Raw genomic sequence first — 16,430 nt, forward strand, 5'->3', positions numbered from 1 at the left:
AACACCATTGTGATAGCAATGGGCCGAATATAACCGGACTTTATGCCCCAGTAGATAATGAAGGGATAGCACAAAGTGACGACCAATATAATCAGCCGCAAGACTTTCATTTAACTTAACCTTCTTGTGGCTCTAGCAATGCCACAACCACTGAGACGATATCGTCAACAGTTTTGACCGCTTTAAATTCCTCTGGCTTAATCTTGATTTTGTCTGTTGCTGCAAATGAACAATCAAATCAACGGCATCAATACTATCCAGCTCTAGGTCATCTGCTATATGTGCTTCAAGCGTGATACTGCTCGGGTCTAACTCGAACAACTCAACCATCGCCTCTTTAATTAGCTCAAATACCTTTTCTTGTCCATACATGACCCCTGCTATGCTGTTTGCACCTGAATAAAATTGCTCAATGAGCTAACTGAACGAAAGTACTCTCTGGCATTTGGGTCATCGCCATTGATAACAATCCCAAACTCTTGTTTAATCGCAAGCCCCAGTTCAAGAGCATCAATCGAATCAAGATTGAGCCCTTCAGCATCATCAAACAATGACTCCTCTGAATCGATATCTTCAACGGTCAAATCCTCAAGATTCAAAGAGTCAATGATCACGCTTAATTTTGTTTTCTAAAGTGTTCAACTGCGTAATCCTCAATATTATTTAATGCAAATGCCTTACTTGGTTCCAATGCGCTATCAAAATATTTAGTGAGCTTTCTGGCGGCTATTGGTACAGAACGTGATTGATTCAATATGTGCTCAATAGATTCGGGTGGTAGTACATGAACATCAATTTTAGGTTGTCTCTCTGGTACCTGATACCATGCAATCCCTTTGTAGAGCGCGGCTGGCCGACTGGTAATGAGTACCCGTTGTATCGTAGCCTGACATCTAAGCGCGAGTTGGGCCGCACCACGCTGGCATTTAATCTTTGATTAGGCTCCGTCCTTGTCCCTTCTGGGAAAACCAGCAACTTACGACCACTAGCAATTTTTTCCACATATCTCTAGAATCATTGGATGGTCATTGCGAATATATCCCGCCATTTGAATAACATGCCGCGTAAACGGATTTTCCACAGTGATGCTTTGACAATACAGTCACATTGACGCAGTTGAGAAATGATGATCACTACATCTACCAATGTTGGATGATTAGCGACAACCAACGCCCCTCACCTGAGGAAAATGTTGCTTGTTATGAACCGATATTGATAGAACACCAATAAAATTCATAAATCCCACAAAAACTCAAAACAAAGGGATATCCACCACTGACATGTATTTTCACGCTGCTTTTGCTTCTAACTAAAATAAAAATCAGAGGAAATACAATATATGACAATATCAATCCGCCCACACCAAATAACGTGAACGATATCCCAAAGCCTATTTGTCTAAAGTGTTTTTAAGTTTTATCGAAACGTCCATGTTATTTCTATCGTTTTACCACAAACACTGAAAGATTTATCTTTCGCCAACCCATAAATCAATGCCTTGATATTCTCGACATTCCCTAGCTTACCTTCACAATTATTATGATTATCAATCTTTAATGAGTAGGTGCTACCACGGCGAATCTTGAGTGCTATTGCACATTGACTTTGTTCGCCGACAAATGTTGCAGTTCCTCTGGCACACATTCATCGGCATATATCACACACACTTCTGATTTGGGGTTATTGTGCAGATGAACCAAAGCTCAATAAGCGCCATGGCAAACGTATCTTCAACAGCGCTTATGGTGGTAAAAGGAACTGGGAGTTGATTAGCAATCGTCAATAGCCCTGCAGCAGTGCTATGGAACAGACTGAGCGAATTGTGTTGGTGATAACTCTTGCTTTTCGCCAATGAACACAACAGCTTATGAGTTCTTTCTAACTCACCATGGCGAGTGGCGAAAACAATATAGTCAACGTTAGATGACGTGACAAATCCAGAAAGAGATAACACCTCTTTACTAAGAGAGCTGCTTCTTCTAAAGATTGATTTGGTACTTCATTACAAGAGCAAAACTCTTGTTTGCCCCCAAATACGCAAATCTTGATGCTGAGTTTGGACTAACAGTCCAATCAACATTTACTTCCATACTAATTCTACGCCATTCCTTTTAGCCGTGAGCAGATCCTATAATAATTAGATTTTTTAGGCAAAGTGATTTGGGCTTACACATCTTTTATGCAATTTAGTTTCCAGTTCTTGCGCCACATCTAATAATATGTTTTCAGTCAATAATCACTGGTAAATCTATGATTATTTGTCGACTCATACCAAAGAGATATAATTAGGTTTAGTCAATTTTAAAATACGCTATTTATCGTTTTTCAATTAGCTAAATTATATCAGAAATGGATTTTATAAATTAGACTCATTGTCACTGTGTAAGCTAAGGAAGAAGCGCAACGCTTGTCTTTCTCTCCTGTGGTATTTCACGCTGCAAAATCACTGCGTGACTTAGGCATATTAGAAGCATTAAACCGATACAAAAAGATGGTACGACGGCCGAAAATATTGCTGAGACATTACAGATAGATGTTTATGGCATCAAAGTTCTGCTTGATATGGGCTTTCTGCTGGGTTTGTTATTGGCGAACATAATCACTACAAAATCACTAAATTGGTAATTCGTCAATCACGATGCGATGACAAGAGTAAACATGGATTTTGTTGCAGATATTTGTTATCGCGGTTTAGCGCATCTAAGCGAATCCATTCTTGAAAACGGCCTGCGGGTTTAAAGACGCTGAGCAATTGGGCCACTGTTTATGAAGGGCTCTCTCAACTTGATGATCAAGAGAAAGCAAGTTGGTTTAATTTTGACCACTATTATTCAGATCGTAGTTTCTGTCATTCTGGACAAAGTATTCTCTGGGCATGGTGATTCAATCTGCGATATTGGTGCGAATACTGGCAAATGGACGCTAAAGTGCTGTGAATTTAACCCAAACATCAATGTCACTATGGTCGATCTGCCACAGCAATTAGACATCGCATATCAAAATATCTGTGACCAAAATTTACAAGACAGAGTCAGTACTCATCCATGTAATTTGCTCAAAATAGATACTGAGCTACCTAACAATCATGATATTTATTGGATGAGCCAATTCCTCGATTGCTTTAGTGAAATTGAAATAGTCAGTATTTTATCGAGAGTCTGTGCTGCAATGAAGGACAGCTCAGATGTTCACATTTTAGAACTATTTCCAGACAGACAAGACTTCGAATCTGCTGCTATACATTGAATGGTACAAGCTTATACTTTACCGCCATTGCTAATGGCAATTCTCGATTCTATATGAGTTACGATTTCTTACCATTGATCGAAAAAGCCGGATTGCACGTTGTTTCCATCGAAGACCACATCGGATTAGGACACTCGTTGATCCATTGTCGGAAAATTCAGTGATGCCAATTCGCCGAACTATTGCTCATTGCCTGTTAATGACGTCACTCTGTTCCTGGAACGCGTACGCATTTGAACTGTTAGCTGGTTTTGGAGGACCTCAATTTGGGACTGATGATGAAATACCGGATGGTTCTTGGATGCAATGTTATATGACCATAAACGCAGTAACCAGCAATGGCTGGTATCGGCACGGGGTGACACGCATTTACACCAATTCGCAACAGGAAACAGCAATATCACGGCTATTTCGCTGTTTCTGAGCTACGCCTTTTACCAACCAATTCGACAAAGTCTGGTTTTTCCATGCTCGGGCGCTAGGCCAACCTATTTAAATCATGAAAATTTGGGCGAGCGCGAGCAAGCCCTCAAAGTTTGTATTCCAAGCGCAAGTTGGGGCTGGGGTCTATCTAGATAAAGGAAAAATATCAACTTAGGCTGCTATATCGCCATTTTAGTAATGCAAATCTAGACAAACCTAATGATGGACTCGATATTCCATTGATGCTGAGCCTTGGTATTGCCTTCTGAAGTGCTCAAGGCATTTGCCCTTTTAGTTAGAGCGCATGAGCCAATTTAGAACTTCTAGCGCAGCCAAAGAGCATACTGCTGCGTCTTTTACCGATAAAGCGCAACTCTTCAATCTCTGCATCTGGGCGCAGGTTTCCTTGGTAGTGCGCAAAATAGCACGTCAATTTCACGCATACTCCTCTGCTTTACCGTCAGCCGGTGCAATAAAGGTTTCTGCATACACAATTGACTCAGGAATTAAGTCTACACTCAACTCCTCTCTAATCTCACGAATTAATGCTTGCTGATCACTCTCACCACTTTCTCGTTTTCCACCAGGTAAATAAAATAGTGATTTCCCCTCAGAACGTACTGCCAAAAATTGACCGTCTTTTACTAAAATCCACGCCAACTTGTCGATCACTTTACCCATCTATGGTTCCTTAGCATTGATGCTTACATCGTTTTAATTCTCACTGTTATTTTAACGAACCACATTAAGAATGAGTAGACATTGTTTAGTGCCGAAACAATAACTCACAAAAACCCATAAATCCGACTAAAACTCAGATATATAGCTCTATCTTCACAGTCATCTTGATGATTCAACGACATGCGCCTACCCGTTACATCCCCATCCTCGATTATCATTTATGAGACTCTATCGTGAACATTTTGTGCTATTCCATTTAGTAGTGTTTTTTAATTTTTCTGGCTGTGTAAGCGACGTTGCACCTAACAACAATGAATAATTAAGGTTGAGGCTCAGAGCCAGTTTTGATGAGGTTTCAATGTCTGAAAGTCTAACTCACATCTATTGGTTTGGAAGCAAGACGAACGTGAAAACCAGTGTTAAGGTTTTGCAGATTAATGAGTTAAATGAAATTTCTCTTATAACGAGTGGGGTAATTTGCTTCAACTGTAGAGATGACGATGAACTCAAACAAGTGCTTCAGGAATTCTATCAACAACCGCTTCGTTGGGCGTGGGCTGTCTACACGGTGGTTGATTCCAATTATTCACAAGCCGTCACTGATGGTGTTTTTGACGAACAATTGGCGATCAATTCTTGGCAAGCTATGCAACGTAGACTTCAGTTAATTAAACAAATCCCTTTAATTGATCCTTTAATTGGTTGGCTTGGTATCAGCAAAACAAGGTCACTTAAACCGTTTCAAGACCTTGCTGCGCATACTATTTATTCTTATCCAATAATCGAATTGCTTATTCTGGACCTTTATTCTTCGTACCGATATGCGCTTTCCCAAAGCCAAAGAGGAATGTTAGAGTCAGAGGCGTTAATTGACCGCATCCGCATCTGCGCTAATTGCACTAGTGCTCATTTAAATTACGTGGATGTATGCCCAAACTGCCATAACATTGATATTGAATCTCAGAGCTCTTTACATTGTTTTACCTGTGGCTATGTGGGCGATCAATCTAGCTTTCAGAGGCAAAGTAAACTTGAGTGCCCAAAATGCCTGACGCAACTTCGGCATATCGGCGTGGACTATGATCGACCTTTAGAGAATCATAAATGCAATCATTGCTCTTCGCTCTTTGTTGAAGCGACAACAATTAGTAGGTGTATGAGTTGTGAACAATCTAATCGAATCGAAGACCTTGTTATCCGCAAACTCCATCAATACAAGCTCGGAGAGTTAGGTGAATACAATTATGTTCATGGCGCATCCATTGGGACGCCTGAGCTTTCCTTAAAAGGCAAAGTCGAAGCCCCCTTTTTTGAAAGTTTAGTCAGTTGGTTAAATAAAGTATCGATTCGTCATCATACCCCTCACATGCTGTTATGCCTTCACCTGCCCTCTTTCAACGAATATGCATTACATCATGGCGATGGTTGTTTATTTTCATTAGTCGATCAGTTGACCGAGCGTCTTGGGAGCGTGTTAAGAAATACCGACCTATGCTGCCAATATAAGAGCGACATTCTCTTAGTGCTCATGCCGTATACTCACCAATCAAGCCTATCAGTGTTAATGGAAAAATTTAGTGAAATCTGCGAGTTAATCGAGGAGGAGGACTTTGAGCTAAACGCCTATGCATGGGATTTACCGGATGAAAGTATGAATGACGACATTACTTCATGGTTTACCAAAAAATAAGTGAAATTTATGCTTCAAGATAGCCTTATATTATTTGATGCTCTAAGAGCTATGCTTTGGCATCACGGCGATCTATGGATATTACTTTTCCCAATGATGATAGTAATTGAAGCTCCACTGTACATACTCGTACTCACTGGTATTTTTCGCTGGTCGTATTCCACCGTGAAACCTCATCAAACTCATTATCCTACGATCAGTTTCGTGATTACCTGTTATGGTGAGGGAGACGCTATCGGTATTACCATCGATACGCTTGCAGAGCAAATCTATCCCGCCAAGATTGAAATCATCGCCGTGGTTGATGGTGCCGTACAAAACCTCAATACCTATCAAGCCGCGCGAGACGGTGAAAAACGCCATCGCAATCGAAGAAACAGAACGGTACGTGTGCTCCCGAAATGGCAGCGCGGGGGACGTGTATCGACACTCAACGCTGGCTTATCCGCTGCAAGCGGTGAAATCATCATAAACGTTGATGGTGACACATCATTTGACAACGATATGGCAATAACCATGATGGAGCAGTTTGTTGACACCAATGTGTTAGCTAGCGGTGGCGCGTTACGAGTACGTAACCACAACGCGAATCTCCTGACCAAAATGCAGTCACTTGAATACATGCTTTCAATGCAAGCAGGTAAGACGGGGATGGCAAATTGGGGAGTACTAAACAATATTTCGGGGGCTTTTGGCGCATTTAGAACACATTTACTAAGACAAGTTGGTGGTTGGGATACGCACACCGCAGAGGATCTCGACCTCACAATGCGTTTAAAGCAATACAAACGCCGCTATCCTAATTACAAGTTGGCTTTTGCGCCTCATGCGATCGGCCACACCGATGTCCCAGACACTCTCAAAGGACTACTGCTTCAAAGGTTACGGTGGGATGGAGACCTGTTGTTCTTGTTTCTAAGAAAGCATAATGAAGGACTCACTTCTGCTCTGCTTGGCTGGGGGAACTTCATATTCGTTATTACTTATGGCGTTTTACAAAACGTGCTACTGCCGATTCTAGTCATTCTATTTACTCTATACTTATTTGTCAGTTATCCGTTCACGCTTGTGCTCTCGTTGATGATGCTACTTTATGTCGTGTATCTATTCATCTCTGCAGTGATGTTCACGGTATACATTGCTCTCGTCTCCGAACGAAAAAACGATGACTTGGCGTATGTCCCTTGGTTATTACTCTATCCGATATACCAGTTTTTTATGCGTTTGGTTACCGCGTTTTCTATGGTTAACGAAGTATTCAGACGCGGGCATGAAGAATCGACAATGGCTCCATGGTGGGTACTGAAGCGAGGTAAAAAGTTCTAACATGAAAGTGAATTTTCATCTTGATAAGAAAAACAAACCTCAATCAGAGAATGGCATGAAAGTCGTATATGGGCAGGCTAAGCGTGGCGGTTATCGTATTCGATGGTATCTAATATTGCTGTTAGTGATCAGCCCAATTATCTTTATGGCTTACTACTTATTTCAATCAAAATTACTGGTCACTGCGCCTGGAATTGTCACTTCATACCCTATCACTCTAACTTCAACCCAAGCCGCAAATGTTGGGCAAATATCCACACAAGTCGGAACCGAGGTAAACACCGACGAATCATTGCTACTATTAAGCGATCCGGCCTTGAATGCCGAAATTACTTATCTCAACCAAGAAATTGAAAAGCTAAAAGGTAATGTTGATGACAATACCAATGCGCTCTATCAAACCATGATCGCAGAAACGAAAGCGAGCTTATACCGGGTTACGCAAATCCAGAAGAAATATGACGAAAACCGCCGCAAAGGGCTCGTTTCTGACGCCGACTATGCTGCAATAATCAATGTTAGCAATGGGCTAAATACACAATTAAGCGAACAAAAAATTGCCTACTTAGATGCACAAACCGAACGTAAACAAGTTAACTTAGCAGGACCAATTTCCCAAGCGCAAAGGTCGTTAATGCAAGAATTGGTAGTGAAAAAAGTACAGCAAGACAACTTGACTTATCTCGCACCATTTACCGGACGAGTACTAGACATTCACGTGCATGAAGGACAAAGAGTTACTGATAACTACCCCTTAGTAACCCTCGCGAGAAACATCACTCCAGAGGTAACGGCCTTTTTAAATCCCAAACATCTCAAATATAGCCAATTAGGCACAAGTGCTAGAATCATTTTTCCTGACGGTGCTGTTTTCTCCGCTCAAGTTTCTCGCCCCGTAGAAGTCGTCAATAAACTCCCGACTGAACTGCAAAGCCCTTTTGAAGGCCAAGCCGCATACTTGAAAGTAACTTTAAGTTTTAACGAGCCACTAGAAAAAACACGCTGGATCGAGGGTGTTAACGTCGAGGTCGACTTTTCTTTTGCAGCGAGTTTTAAATGGTTTGATAGCAATATCAACTCAATGCCGTCGCAATAAGATACTAAACTATATCGTCATTTAAAACTTTCACAAAGGACGTACTCACTTAGAATTACATTTGAAATTTCGTTGCTAGCTTTTGTAAGTTCACACTATTTTTATATTTACTTCTAATATACTGTAGCGATGGTCTTTCCACAAAAATTACAGACAGCGTCGATAGGCCAATACTAACTGCAAGAGCTAAAATGACACCAACCAAAGGTGGAATTCCAATTTCATAACTTTCATTGATAACCACATAACCAATATTTTGATGTAACAAATACAATGAATAAGAAATACTACCAAGAAAAACAAAGGTTTTAATTTAACAAACCTTAATCGATTGGATATCGCGAGATAGAACGTAGCGTAAATAAAATGAATATTATCGAGTATTCTAAAGAATGAATTACACACAATGCCATAAAAGAAAAAGCAATGTGACTCGTGTTTTAATACTAAAATTTTCTTCGTTGATTATTTTATAGAAGCAAATGCCTGCTAAAAATAGTGGCAAATACTCCATCAAAAACAGTTTATACATTACTATTGGTACAGATACCACTTCTAACGTATTGAGTACGGAGATAAAAATAACCGATGTACAAATCCCCTCTATGTACTCCAACTTTGATATGACAAATAGCAAGAAAACCCAGAAGTAAAAGATAAGCTCTACAGTTAATGTCCAATACACTCCATCTACGTGTGGAATACGAAGCATTTCTTGAAACATCAAAATGTTATAGAGAGCATGTTCAAATGAGACTTCTCGCCCCTTCAAGCCAAAACAGTACACAATTATGAATGTAGTCAATACAGCCACCCAATATGTTGGATATAGTCGTGAAAAACGTGACACAACAAAATCCATTGGGCGTTCGATACGATTTATTGTCCAATAAATAACAAAACCACTCACTATAAAAACAAGTGAACGCCAAATTGCCTGAAAAGCTCCAATCGACAGATAGATTCTTATGCCCATAAATTTCATCATATCGATAGAAAAAATGATATAACACGACTGAAAGGGCCGCTATTCCTCTTAGAGCATCTAACTCTACCAACCTATTTTTGTGCACACTCCCTCCGAATACAGTTCTAACTTTACTTGCTTAATCAATTAGTAACACTACATATCCATTGCAGTTTTTAGTGAACTTTTGTTTATCAATCCAAAACAATAAAATAACAGTAATAACAACAAATAGAACAAAGCTCCAATTAAAATCAAAATATACAAATTAACCCATTGAAAAATAACATTAAAACCAACACCACGACAGACATCAAAATAGAAGCAAACAGCAAAGAAAATGTTGATTTAATCATAAACAAAGAGCTAACCCTAAAATTTCTTTTATTTCCTTCTCTTGCTTATAAAACATAGGGATTAGAGAAATAAACATAGCAAGAACAATTCCATTCATACCTATCAAAGGAACTAAAATATACCCACCTATCAGCATCATCGTCGTTGATAACATTGTGGCAGTAACGGTTTTGTGGGTTCTTTGAGAAATAACAAGCAATTGGGGCACAAGTAATTGAATTGACTGAAGCAGATAGTAGATGCAAATCCAATTTGTTACATATGCTGCTTCATTCCATTCAGATCCGAAGAATTCGTTGAGCAAAGGAAATGATACCGCTACCATTCCCAAGTAAGCTGGCGTTAAAATTAGCGCACTAACGTAGCTAGCAGAAACATACACGGAACAAAGAGCCTGTTTGTTTTCTGAAGCAGCCCTCATTTTTCCTATTGCCCAAGTGGTTAACCCAAAACCTATCATGGTTCTCGGTACATCCACCAGTTTCATCGCTAGAGAAAATACTCCTGAAGCATAAGGACCTATCAATATACCTAGAAGAATCACTACGCCTCGAGTTTTGAAACCTGAATCAATCACATTCAAGCCTGAAGGTAACCCCTCGATGACCAGCTGATAGAAAAGATGCCGCTCTTGGGCATCAAATCGCCTAAAAAACATTTTGATCGAGAAACACTGTGAGCGAATAGCCATTACTATTAACTGCACACTTAAGTCCACTAAGCTTTGCACTAAAATAGCAAGCTTAACTTGCCCTTGAAACGCAAGGGCAATGCCAACAACAACACCAAGAAGTTTGCCTAAAATCGAACGTAAGGCGATGGTTTTGTATTGTTGCTCTCGCAACAATTCCGATAGCAGTACCTTAGATACCGATGATATCGGAATATGTAATACACAAATCACAATAAGTAAGGTGTAATCATTGCCCCAATAAAGAATCAAAATAAGGTAGAGTAAAAAACCAGTGAGAAGTGAAATAAGCATCCACCCCTTGAGACTGGCCGCCATAGCTACTGAAAACTCTTCTTTCGTCGCTAGCAATGGATTATTTTGGATATTGTTCTGAACAGCAGCAACCAATAACGTCGTTGCCAGAAACATAGCGGCAATGCCAAATCCTTCGGGACCAAGCAATATCGCATACCAAAACGCCACCATCATTGACAGGGTCGCCAAACCAACTTTTTCAAACAACACCCAAAGTAGCCCTTTCATCGCATATATTGTCCTTCCGTTAAGCTACTGCGTTCGAAATTTTTTGGGTTGTAATTTGGCAAAGAACCCTTAATGTCGTCGAAAAGCCGACTTGACCGAATGAATAACTAATCCAACTCCAGACATGTTTTTTTGTTCCTAAATCACCAAGAATTTGTTTTGCAATCCTCTGCTTATATTTGTCTTCACCAAGCCATCTACGTTGTTTTTTAGCTGCAACAAACCTTTTTTCAACCTGAGTTATACGCAAACTCTTTTTTGCGTTGGTTTTGCTAACGTGCCTACCTGTTCTGTATAAAAAAGTTGGCGTATCATCGAAGAAAAAACCTCCACCTTGGCTTAATCTTGCATACAACTCCCAATCTTCTCCTGAAGGTACCTCCTCATCAAATTGATGTGTTCTCGCGTAGTTAGTTTTCATAACTAATCCAGATGTACCGCAATATGGATTACCATCTCGCAACAGTGCTTGATCTACCCAACCTTTGTCAGGGACTTTTTTACGTTGGCTACCATCCATAAATAGATACGATGACAAGCATGCGACACTATGAGGGTGCTCTTTAAAACATTGTTTTGCTTGTGACAAACGATTTGGAAGAAACGCATCATCATCGTCAAGAAAAGCAACATAATCACTGTCTGTAATTTGTAAACCGAGGTTACGCGAATGACTCGCCCCTTTTCCACGAGGTTTAGTAACGATTTTTAACGGCAAATATGAGTATTCAGAGAGCAACTCATTAACATCAAAGTCCGAGAAATCATCAACAATAACGATATCGTGTGCCAGTGTATATTGAGCAACAACGCTCTCCAGCGCTAACAATAAAAAGTCTGGTCGGTTGTAGCTTGTTATCACAACACCAAATGTCGGTTCATATTCCCGAACTTTCATTATTCAAATTACCTTGTTTAGAAAGGCCTTCATGTGTAAGTACCAAAAACTTATTCGCTGTCGCTGCCCACGAGTACTTTTGTTTAGCGAGTTGTCCGAGTTTCTCACCAAGTTCCGCACAAAAGTCTTCATTTGTGCTCACTCTCACCAAGCTGTGTTTGAGTTCTTCTGCATTGTCAGGAGCAAAAACAGCATCATCCAACTCAACTACATCGCGATTTTCTGCGATATCGGCAGCAATAATGGCTTTTGAATTTGCCATTGCTGAAAGCAGGCTATTCGACATCCCTTCTAGTAGTGAGGGCAAAATAAACGCTCGACAATATTTCATCAAAGGCGCAAGTTCACTTGAACTAATATGACCTAGAAAAATCACCTTATCAGACTGATACTGCATCAATTTCTTTTCGTACTCTTGGCAATGAGCCATACCGCCCGCTATAACCAATGGCAACTTTTGAGACTCTAGAAGTTGGCTGTGCACTTCTAGTAATAAATCGAGGCGTTTGATGGGATCCAGCCGGGCAGCAAAGAGTAGGAATTGATTCTCTTTCACGCCGTAGTGATTCAGATCTTCGGGCGTCACATTTGAAATAGCTCGACAGCCATTAGGAATAAAATGCCCATCGGGTCGTTTTTCACAAAAATGCTCGACAATTTTTTTACTATTCGCGGTAAAGTGATTGGCAAATTTATAAGCGCAATATTCACCCATCCTTAATATGCTGCGACTAATTAGCCCCCACTTATTTCGTTCACTGTCCATACCTCGGATGCTAGAAATAACTCGTATCCCCCCAATTCGTAACAACGGAGTAAACAAACAAGGGCCAGAAGCAAAAACAAGTACAGCCTTAGGTCTAGTGACAAAGGCGTGGAAAACACAAGCTAAAATATAGCCGTGCTGCCCAAACTTCTGGTAAATACCTCTCGCAATTTCGACAAGTTGAAGGTTATTTGGTTAAGTAAAAACCTCATCTTTTTCTCCCTTCACGCTATACACAAGCACTGTCATATTTTCATGGTTCGTAAACTCTTTCGCTATTTCACGGGTTGCATTTTCAACACCGCCATAATTAGAAAATAGACCACGACCACCAATAAAGGCGATGGTATGCTTAACCATATAAAGTTCCTTCTAAATCGATCATCCCTGAAAGCTCTGCTTAGCTTTCTTTAGAAAGAAAACGAACATACCAAGGCATAGCCTCATGAATACCGTCATTAATATGATAGGCGGGCGCGTAACCAATAGGTTCTGAGCTTTGGTAATATCGGCTTGAGAATGACGAACGTCACCGGCTCTGAAATCTCTGTAAGCAGGCTTCCCTCTAACACTAACCCCATATTCAGATAATGCCCTGCTAATTGAATCATAGAGTTGATTGAGAGTAGTTCTGTCTCCAACAGCGACGTTATACACTTGGTTTTTGGCATCGTCACTGGCGGTCGCCGCTAAGATATTCATCTGAACCGTATTTTCAATGAAACAAAAATCACGACTTGTTTCACCATCGCCATTAATAAACACTTGCTCACCACTTATCATGGCTGAAGTCCATTTTGGAATCACGGCAGCATACGCACCATTGGGATCCTGTCGCTTACCAAATACGTTAAAATAACGTAGACCTATTGCCTTAAAACCATATGACCGAGCAAAAACATCTGCATAAATTTCATTCACATACTTGGTAACTGCATAAGGAGATAATGGCTTACCTATATTTTCTTCTATTTTTGGCAGCGCAGGGTGATCACCGTATGTTGAACTGCTCGCGGCATAAGTAAAACTCTTAACACTAGCTTCTTTCGATGCAGTAAGCATATTCAGAAAACCAGTAACATTCGCGGCATTAGTTTTAATTGGGTCAGCTAACGAACGCGGAACCGAACCAAGTGCCGCTTGATGAAGCACATAGTCAACACCCTCGACAGCATTTTTACAGACAGCGTAATCTGTAATGTCCCCTTCGATAAAATGAAAACGAGACCACTGTTTTTCAGAAACTAACGCTTTAACTTCTGACAAATTATGTTTATGGCCAGTTTCAAAGTTATCTAACCCAACCACTCTCTGGTCCAATTTGAGTAGCGTCTCAAGCAGATTTGAGCCAATAAACCCAGCAACGCCTGTGACTAACCATAACTTGGGATCTTCATGCAACGAACGTTTAATTAGTGCGTACCTATCCATAATCCAGTTCTCTCTATTCGTTTAAAGTCTGATATCTACTTGATCTTTTGGTAGCACGTACTTGAGGTCATATATAACGTGATTTCTTTTACCTAAATTACGAATAGATTGGACACCCATCTCGTTAAATTCATGATGTGCTACTGCCATAATAATTCCATCGTATTTTCCGTTATCAAGCTTCATTTTTAACTCAATACCGTACTCATCCACAGATTCTTGAGCACTACACCAAGGATCATAAACATCAACATTAATATTGTATTCAGAGAGTTCTGATACAATATCAACGACTTTTGTGTTACGTAGATCCGGACAGTTTTCTTTAAATGTTAATCCCATGACCAATACATTTGCACTTTCAACTTGAATGCGTTTTTTTATCATCGTCTTAACTAATTCAGAGACAACATGCTTTCCCATTCCGTCGTTCAAACGACGTCCTGCTAGTATCATTTCAGGATAGTACCCGACCGACTGAGCTTTATGTGTCAGGTAATAAGGGTCAACGCCAATACAATGCCCACCGACTAATCCAGGACGAAATGGTAAAAAATTCCATTTTGTACCTGCGGCTTCAAGCACTTCCAGTGTGTCGATGTTTAGCTTGTTAAAAATAATAGAAAGCTCATTAATTAAAGCGATATTGACGTCACGTTGTGTGTTCTCAATAACTTTTGCAGCTTCGGCAACCTTAATTGATGAGGCTTTATGTGTCCCCGCAGTAATGATAGAGGAATACAACCTATCAACGAACTCTGCAACTTCACTAGTTGAACCACTAGTGACCTTAAGATACTAGTAACCCGATGATCTTTATCACCTGGATTGATACGTTCTGGTGAATATCCGGCGTAAAAATCGTGATTAAATTTGAGTCCGGACACTTCTTCTATAATAGGTATACAATCGTCTTCCGTGGCACCTGGATAAACGGTAGACTCATAAATGACAACATCACCTTTTGATATAATCTGACCTAATGCCTTTGAGGCTTTAATTAGAGGAGTGAGATCTGGCTGCTTGTGACAATCAATAGGGGTTGGCACTGTAACAATGTAAACGTTGCAATTTTTTAGTTCCTCTAGCTTCGAAGAGTATTTTAAGTATAACGCTTCAGCCAATTCATTATCACTACATTCTAACGTACTGTCGTGACCACGATTTAGTTCATTTATTCGATTTGGATTTATATCAAAGCCGATGGTTTGGTACTTCTTACCAAATTCAACTGCTAAAGGTAAACCAACATAACCTAGGCCTATAATACCTACTTTTGTGCTTTCCATGTTAAACATATATCCCTCAAACCCTTTATATAAAATTTCCAAATTGATTAAATCCAGACAAGAAACAGTAAACCTCACCACTGAGAAAAAACACCAAAGCAATTACAGATTCATCGATCTATGCACATCAGTGTTCTGCAAAAACGTTACGAACTCTATTAACAGAATGAATTTCAACTCGATTGAATTCGATCATTGAAACCAACACTGACAAAAATATAATACCTTCAATTTGCCACAACGGCATTGTCGCGATGTTTAGAATAAAAAATGCAAACAGCAGTCCACATAATAAGTATGACAAACTCTCGTTCCTTCCTTTTAAGGAAGTAGCAAATAGAGCAATAAAAATGCAATAAGTGTAATTACACCAAAAATCCCAACTCATAAAAAAGACACAAATGTATTATGTGCGTATTTTCAAAAAACCTTCCAAGAATCCATTCCATGGCCAAATAAAACCTGAAGAGTGGTACCTTCAAGCGCTTCCGAAACATATAATGACCAGAAATAAATTCTACCAGAGAAATAACGCCGCTCATCAACACTAAAATATTCGGAAATACTTTAAAATTTGAGGACATAGATAGTACTTCTGGTATTTCGTTAAATCTGTCAGCGACCATCGATAAATCGAAACTTATCAAAATGACAAAAAGCAAAGAAACACCAACGCTCAAGATTACTTTGTATAGTAATGACAAGTTAACAAAACCATCAAACCCACAACCGCACATAGTCCCAAAATGCTAAAATTGTTGTTCGATAATTTATAAACGAAAGCAAAATTAGTGTAATACCGAGGCAGAACAACGCTCCCCTTGCATTATTCTTAAGAAAATAACGAATCAAGTAAATCGACATGCCACTGAAAATCATCACAGAGAACACGGCCTCGTGACTAAAACCACCTACATAACTTGTTGAACCATCATTCTCTGTCGCTTTTGAAACACACAAAAAAATCGATAATAGCAACATTAGTATTGGGTACAAATATGCAAACCCTATAGAAAGCAGTACTTTATTCCATCCATCTTTCTC

The 16,430-nt window shown here is 39.8% G+C and carries 10 protein-coding genes and 6 pseudogenes; 5 read left to right on the forward strand and 11 right to left on the reverse strand.

Annotated features, from left to right (window positions below):
- Window positions 1-115: 115 nt before the first annotated feature.
- The 3 genes and pseudogenes from Vt282_RS16940 to Vt282_RS21810 form a co-directional block, all read right to left on the reverse strand.
- Window positions 116-372, reverse strand: a pseudogene (locus tag Vt282_RS16940) (acyl carrier protein).
- Window positions 373-380: 8 nt separating this feature from the next.
- Window positions 381-642, reverse strand: a pseudogene (locus tag Vt282_RS16945) (phosphopantetheine-binding protein).
- Between the two features lie 1,015 nt (window positions 643-1,657).
- Window positions 1,658-1,987, reverse strand: coding sequence for a beta-ketoacyl synthase chain length factor (locus tag Vt282_RS21810; RefSeq protein ID WP_415663469.1), 330 nt, complete (start codon window positions 1,985-1,987; stop codon window positions 1,658-1,660).
- Between the two features lie 420 nt (window positions 1,988-2,407).
- On the opposite strand from Vt282_RS21810, the pseudogene Vt282_RS16955 reads away from it, so the two are divergent.
- Together Vt282_RS16955 and Vt282_RS21815 are read left to right on the forward strand one after the other, a co-directional pair.
- A pseudogene (locus Vt282_RS16955) lies at window positions 2,408-3,410 on the forward strand (methyltransferase).
- Between the two features lie 411 nt (window positions 3,411-3,821).
- The gene (locus tag Vt282_RS21815) at window positions 3,822-3,938 is read left to right on the forward strand and encodes an acyloxyacyl hydrolase (RefSeq protein WP_162064550.1); all 117 of its coding nucleotides are present in this window, start codon (window positions 3,822-3,824) and stop codon (window positions 3,936-3,938) included.
- Window positions 3,939-3,960: 22 nt separating this feature from the next.
- Here Vt282_RS21815 and Vt282_RS16965 read toward each other — a convergent pair.
- Window positions 3,961-4,350 (reverse strand): annotated as a pseudogene (locus Vt282_RS16965) (NUDIX hydrolase).
- A 358-nt stretch (window positions 4,351-4,708) separates the two neighbouring features.
- Between Vt282_RS16965 and Vt282_RS16970 the strand changes: the two are divergent.
- From Vt282_RS16970 to Vt282_RS16980, 3 genes are read left to right on the forward strand one after another with little or no spacing between them, the layout of a single operon-like run.
- Window positions 4,709-6,040 (forward strand): TackOD1 domain-containing metal-binding protein, encoded by a 1,332-nt coding sequence (locus tag Vt282_RS16970; protein WP_162064150.1) that lies wholly within the window; start codon window positions 4,709-4,711, stop codon window positions 6,038-6,040.
- Between the two features lie 9 nt (window positions 6,041-6,049).
- Complete coding sequence (locus tag Vt282_RS16975) at window positions 6,050-7,366, forward strand: glycosyltransferase family 2 protein (protein ID WP_162064151.1); 1,317 nt, start codon at window positions 6,050-6,052, stop codon at window positions 7,364-7,366.
- A gap of 1 nt (window position 7,367) precedes the next feature.
- Window positions 7,368-8,462, forward strand: a complete 1,095-nt coding sequence (locus Vt282_RS16980; protein WP_162064152.1) for an HlyD family secretion protein — start codon at window positions 7,368-7,370, stop codon at window positions 8,460-8,462.
- Window positions 8,463-9,208: 746 nt separating this feature from the next.
- On the opposite strand, the gene Vt282_RS21820 is transcribed toward Vt282_RS16980, so the two are convergent.
- The 7 genes and pseudogenes from Vt282_RS21820 to tviB all read right to left on the reverse strand — a co-directional run bounded on the left by Vt282_RS21820 (window position 9,209) and on the right by tviB (window position 15,395).
- Complete coding sequence (locus tag Vt282_RS21820; RefSeq protein WP_162064153.1) at window positions 9,209-9,535, reverse strand: heparan-alpha-glucosaminide N-acetyltransferase domain-containing protein; 327 nt, start codon at window positions 9,533-9,535, stop codon at window positions 9,209-9,211.
- Window positions 9,536-9,781: 246 nt separating this feature from the next.
- Entirely contained in the window at window positions 9,782-11,002 is a 1,221-nt protein-coding gene (locus Vt282_RS16990) for an oligosaccharide flippase family protein (RefSeq protein ID WP_162064154.1), read from the reverse strand.
- 19 nt (window positions 11,003-11,021) lie between these two features.
- Complete coding sequence (locus tag Vt282_RS16995; protein WP_162064155.1) at window positions 11,022-11,900, reverse strand: glycosyltransferase family 2 protein; 879 nt, start codon at window positions 11,898-11,900, stop codon at window positions 11,022-11,024.
- A complete protein-coding gene (locus Vt282_RS17000; protein WP_162064156.1) occupies window positions 11,881-12,666 on the reverse strand; it encodes a glycosyltransferase family 4 protein in 786 nt (261 codons plus the stop codon). The genes Vt282_RS16995 and Vt282_RS17000 overlap by 20 nt, the downstream gene beginning before the upstream one ends.
- 195 nt (window positions 12,667-12,861) lie before the next feature.
- A complete protein-coding gene (locus tag Vt282_RS17005) occupies window positions 12,862-13,026 on the reverse strand; it encodes a glycosyltransferase family 1 protein (RefSeq protein ID WP_162064157.1) in 165 nt (54 codons plus the stop codon).
- A 40-nt stretch (window positions 13,027-13,066) separates the two neighbouring features.
- Window positions 13,067-14,097, reverse strand: a pseudogene (locus tag Vt282_RS17010) (NAD-dependent epimerase/dehydratase family protein).
- Window positions 14,098-14,118: 21 nt separating this feature from the next.
- A pseudogene (tviB, locus tag Vt282_RS17015) lies at window positions 14,119-15,395 on the reverse strand (Vi polysaccharide biosynthesis UDP-N-acetylglucosamine C-6 dehydrogenase TviB).
- Between the last annotated feature and the right edge of the window lie 1,035 nt (window positions 15,396-16,430).

Origin of the sequence: Vibrio taketomensis, from assembly GCF_009938165.1 — a bacterium.
Lineage (GTDB): Bacteria > Pseudomonadota > Gammaproteobacteria > Enterobacterales > Vibrionaceae > Vibrio > Vibrio taketomensis.

What these genes read in the sequence shown, in the direction of transcription:
- Vt282_RS17005 (WP_162064157.1), bottom strand. Translation starts at nt 13,026, where the DNA reads ATGGTTAAGCATACCATCGCCTTTATTGGTGGTCGTGGTCTATTTTCT.
- Vt282_RS16970 (WP_162064150.1), top strand. Translation starts at nt 4,709, where the DNA reads ATGTCTGAAAGTCTAACTCACATCTATTGGTTTGGAAGCAAGACGAAC.
- Vt282_RS16975 (WP_162064151.1), top strand. Translation starts at nt 6,050, where the DNA reads ATGCTTCAAGATAGCCTTATATTATTTGATGCTCTAAGAGCTATGCTT.
- Vt282_RS17000 (WP_162064156.1), bottom strand. Translation starts at nt 12,666, where the DNA reads ATGGACAGTGAACGAAATAAGTGGGGGCTAATTAGTCGCAGCATATTA.
- Vt282_RS16995 (WP_162064155.1), bottom strand. Translation starts at nt 11,900, where the DNA reads ATGAAAGTTCGGGAATATGAACCGACATTTGGTGTTGTGATAACAAGC.
- Vt282_RS16980 (WP_162064152.1), top strand. Translation starts at nt 7,368, where the DNA reads ATGAAAGTGAATTTTCATCTTGATAAGAAAAACAAACCTCAATCAGAG.
- Vt282_RS16990 (WP_162064154.1), bottom strand. Translation starts at nt 11,002, where the DNA reads ATGAAAGGGCTACTTTGGGTGTTGTTTGAAAAAGTTGGTTTGGCGACC.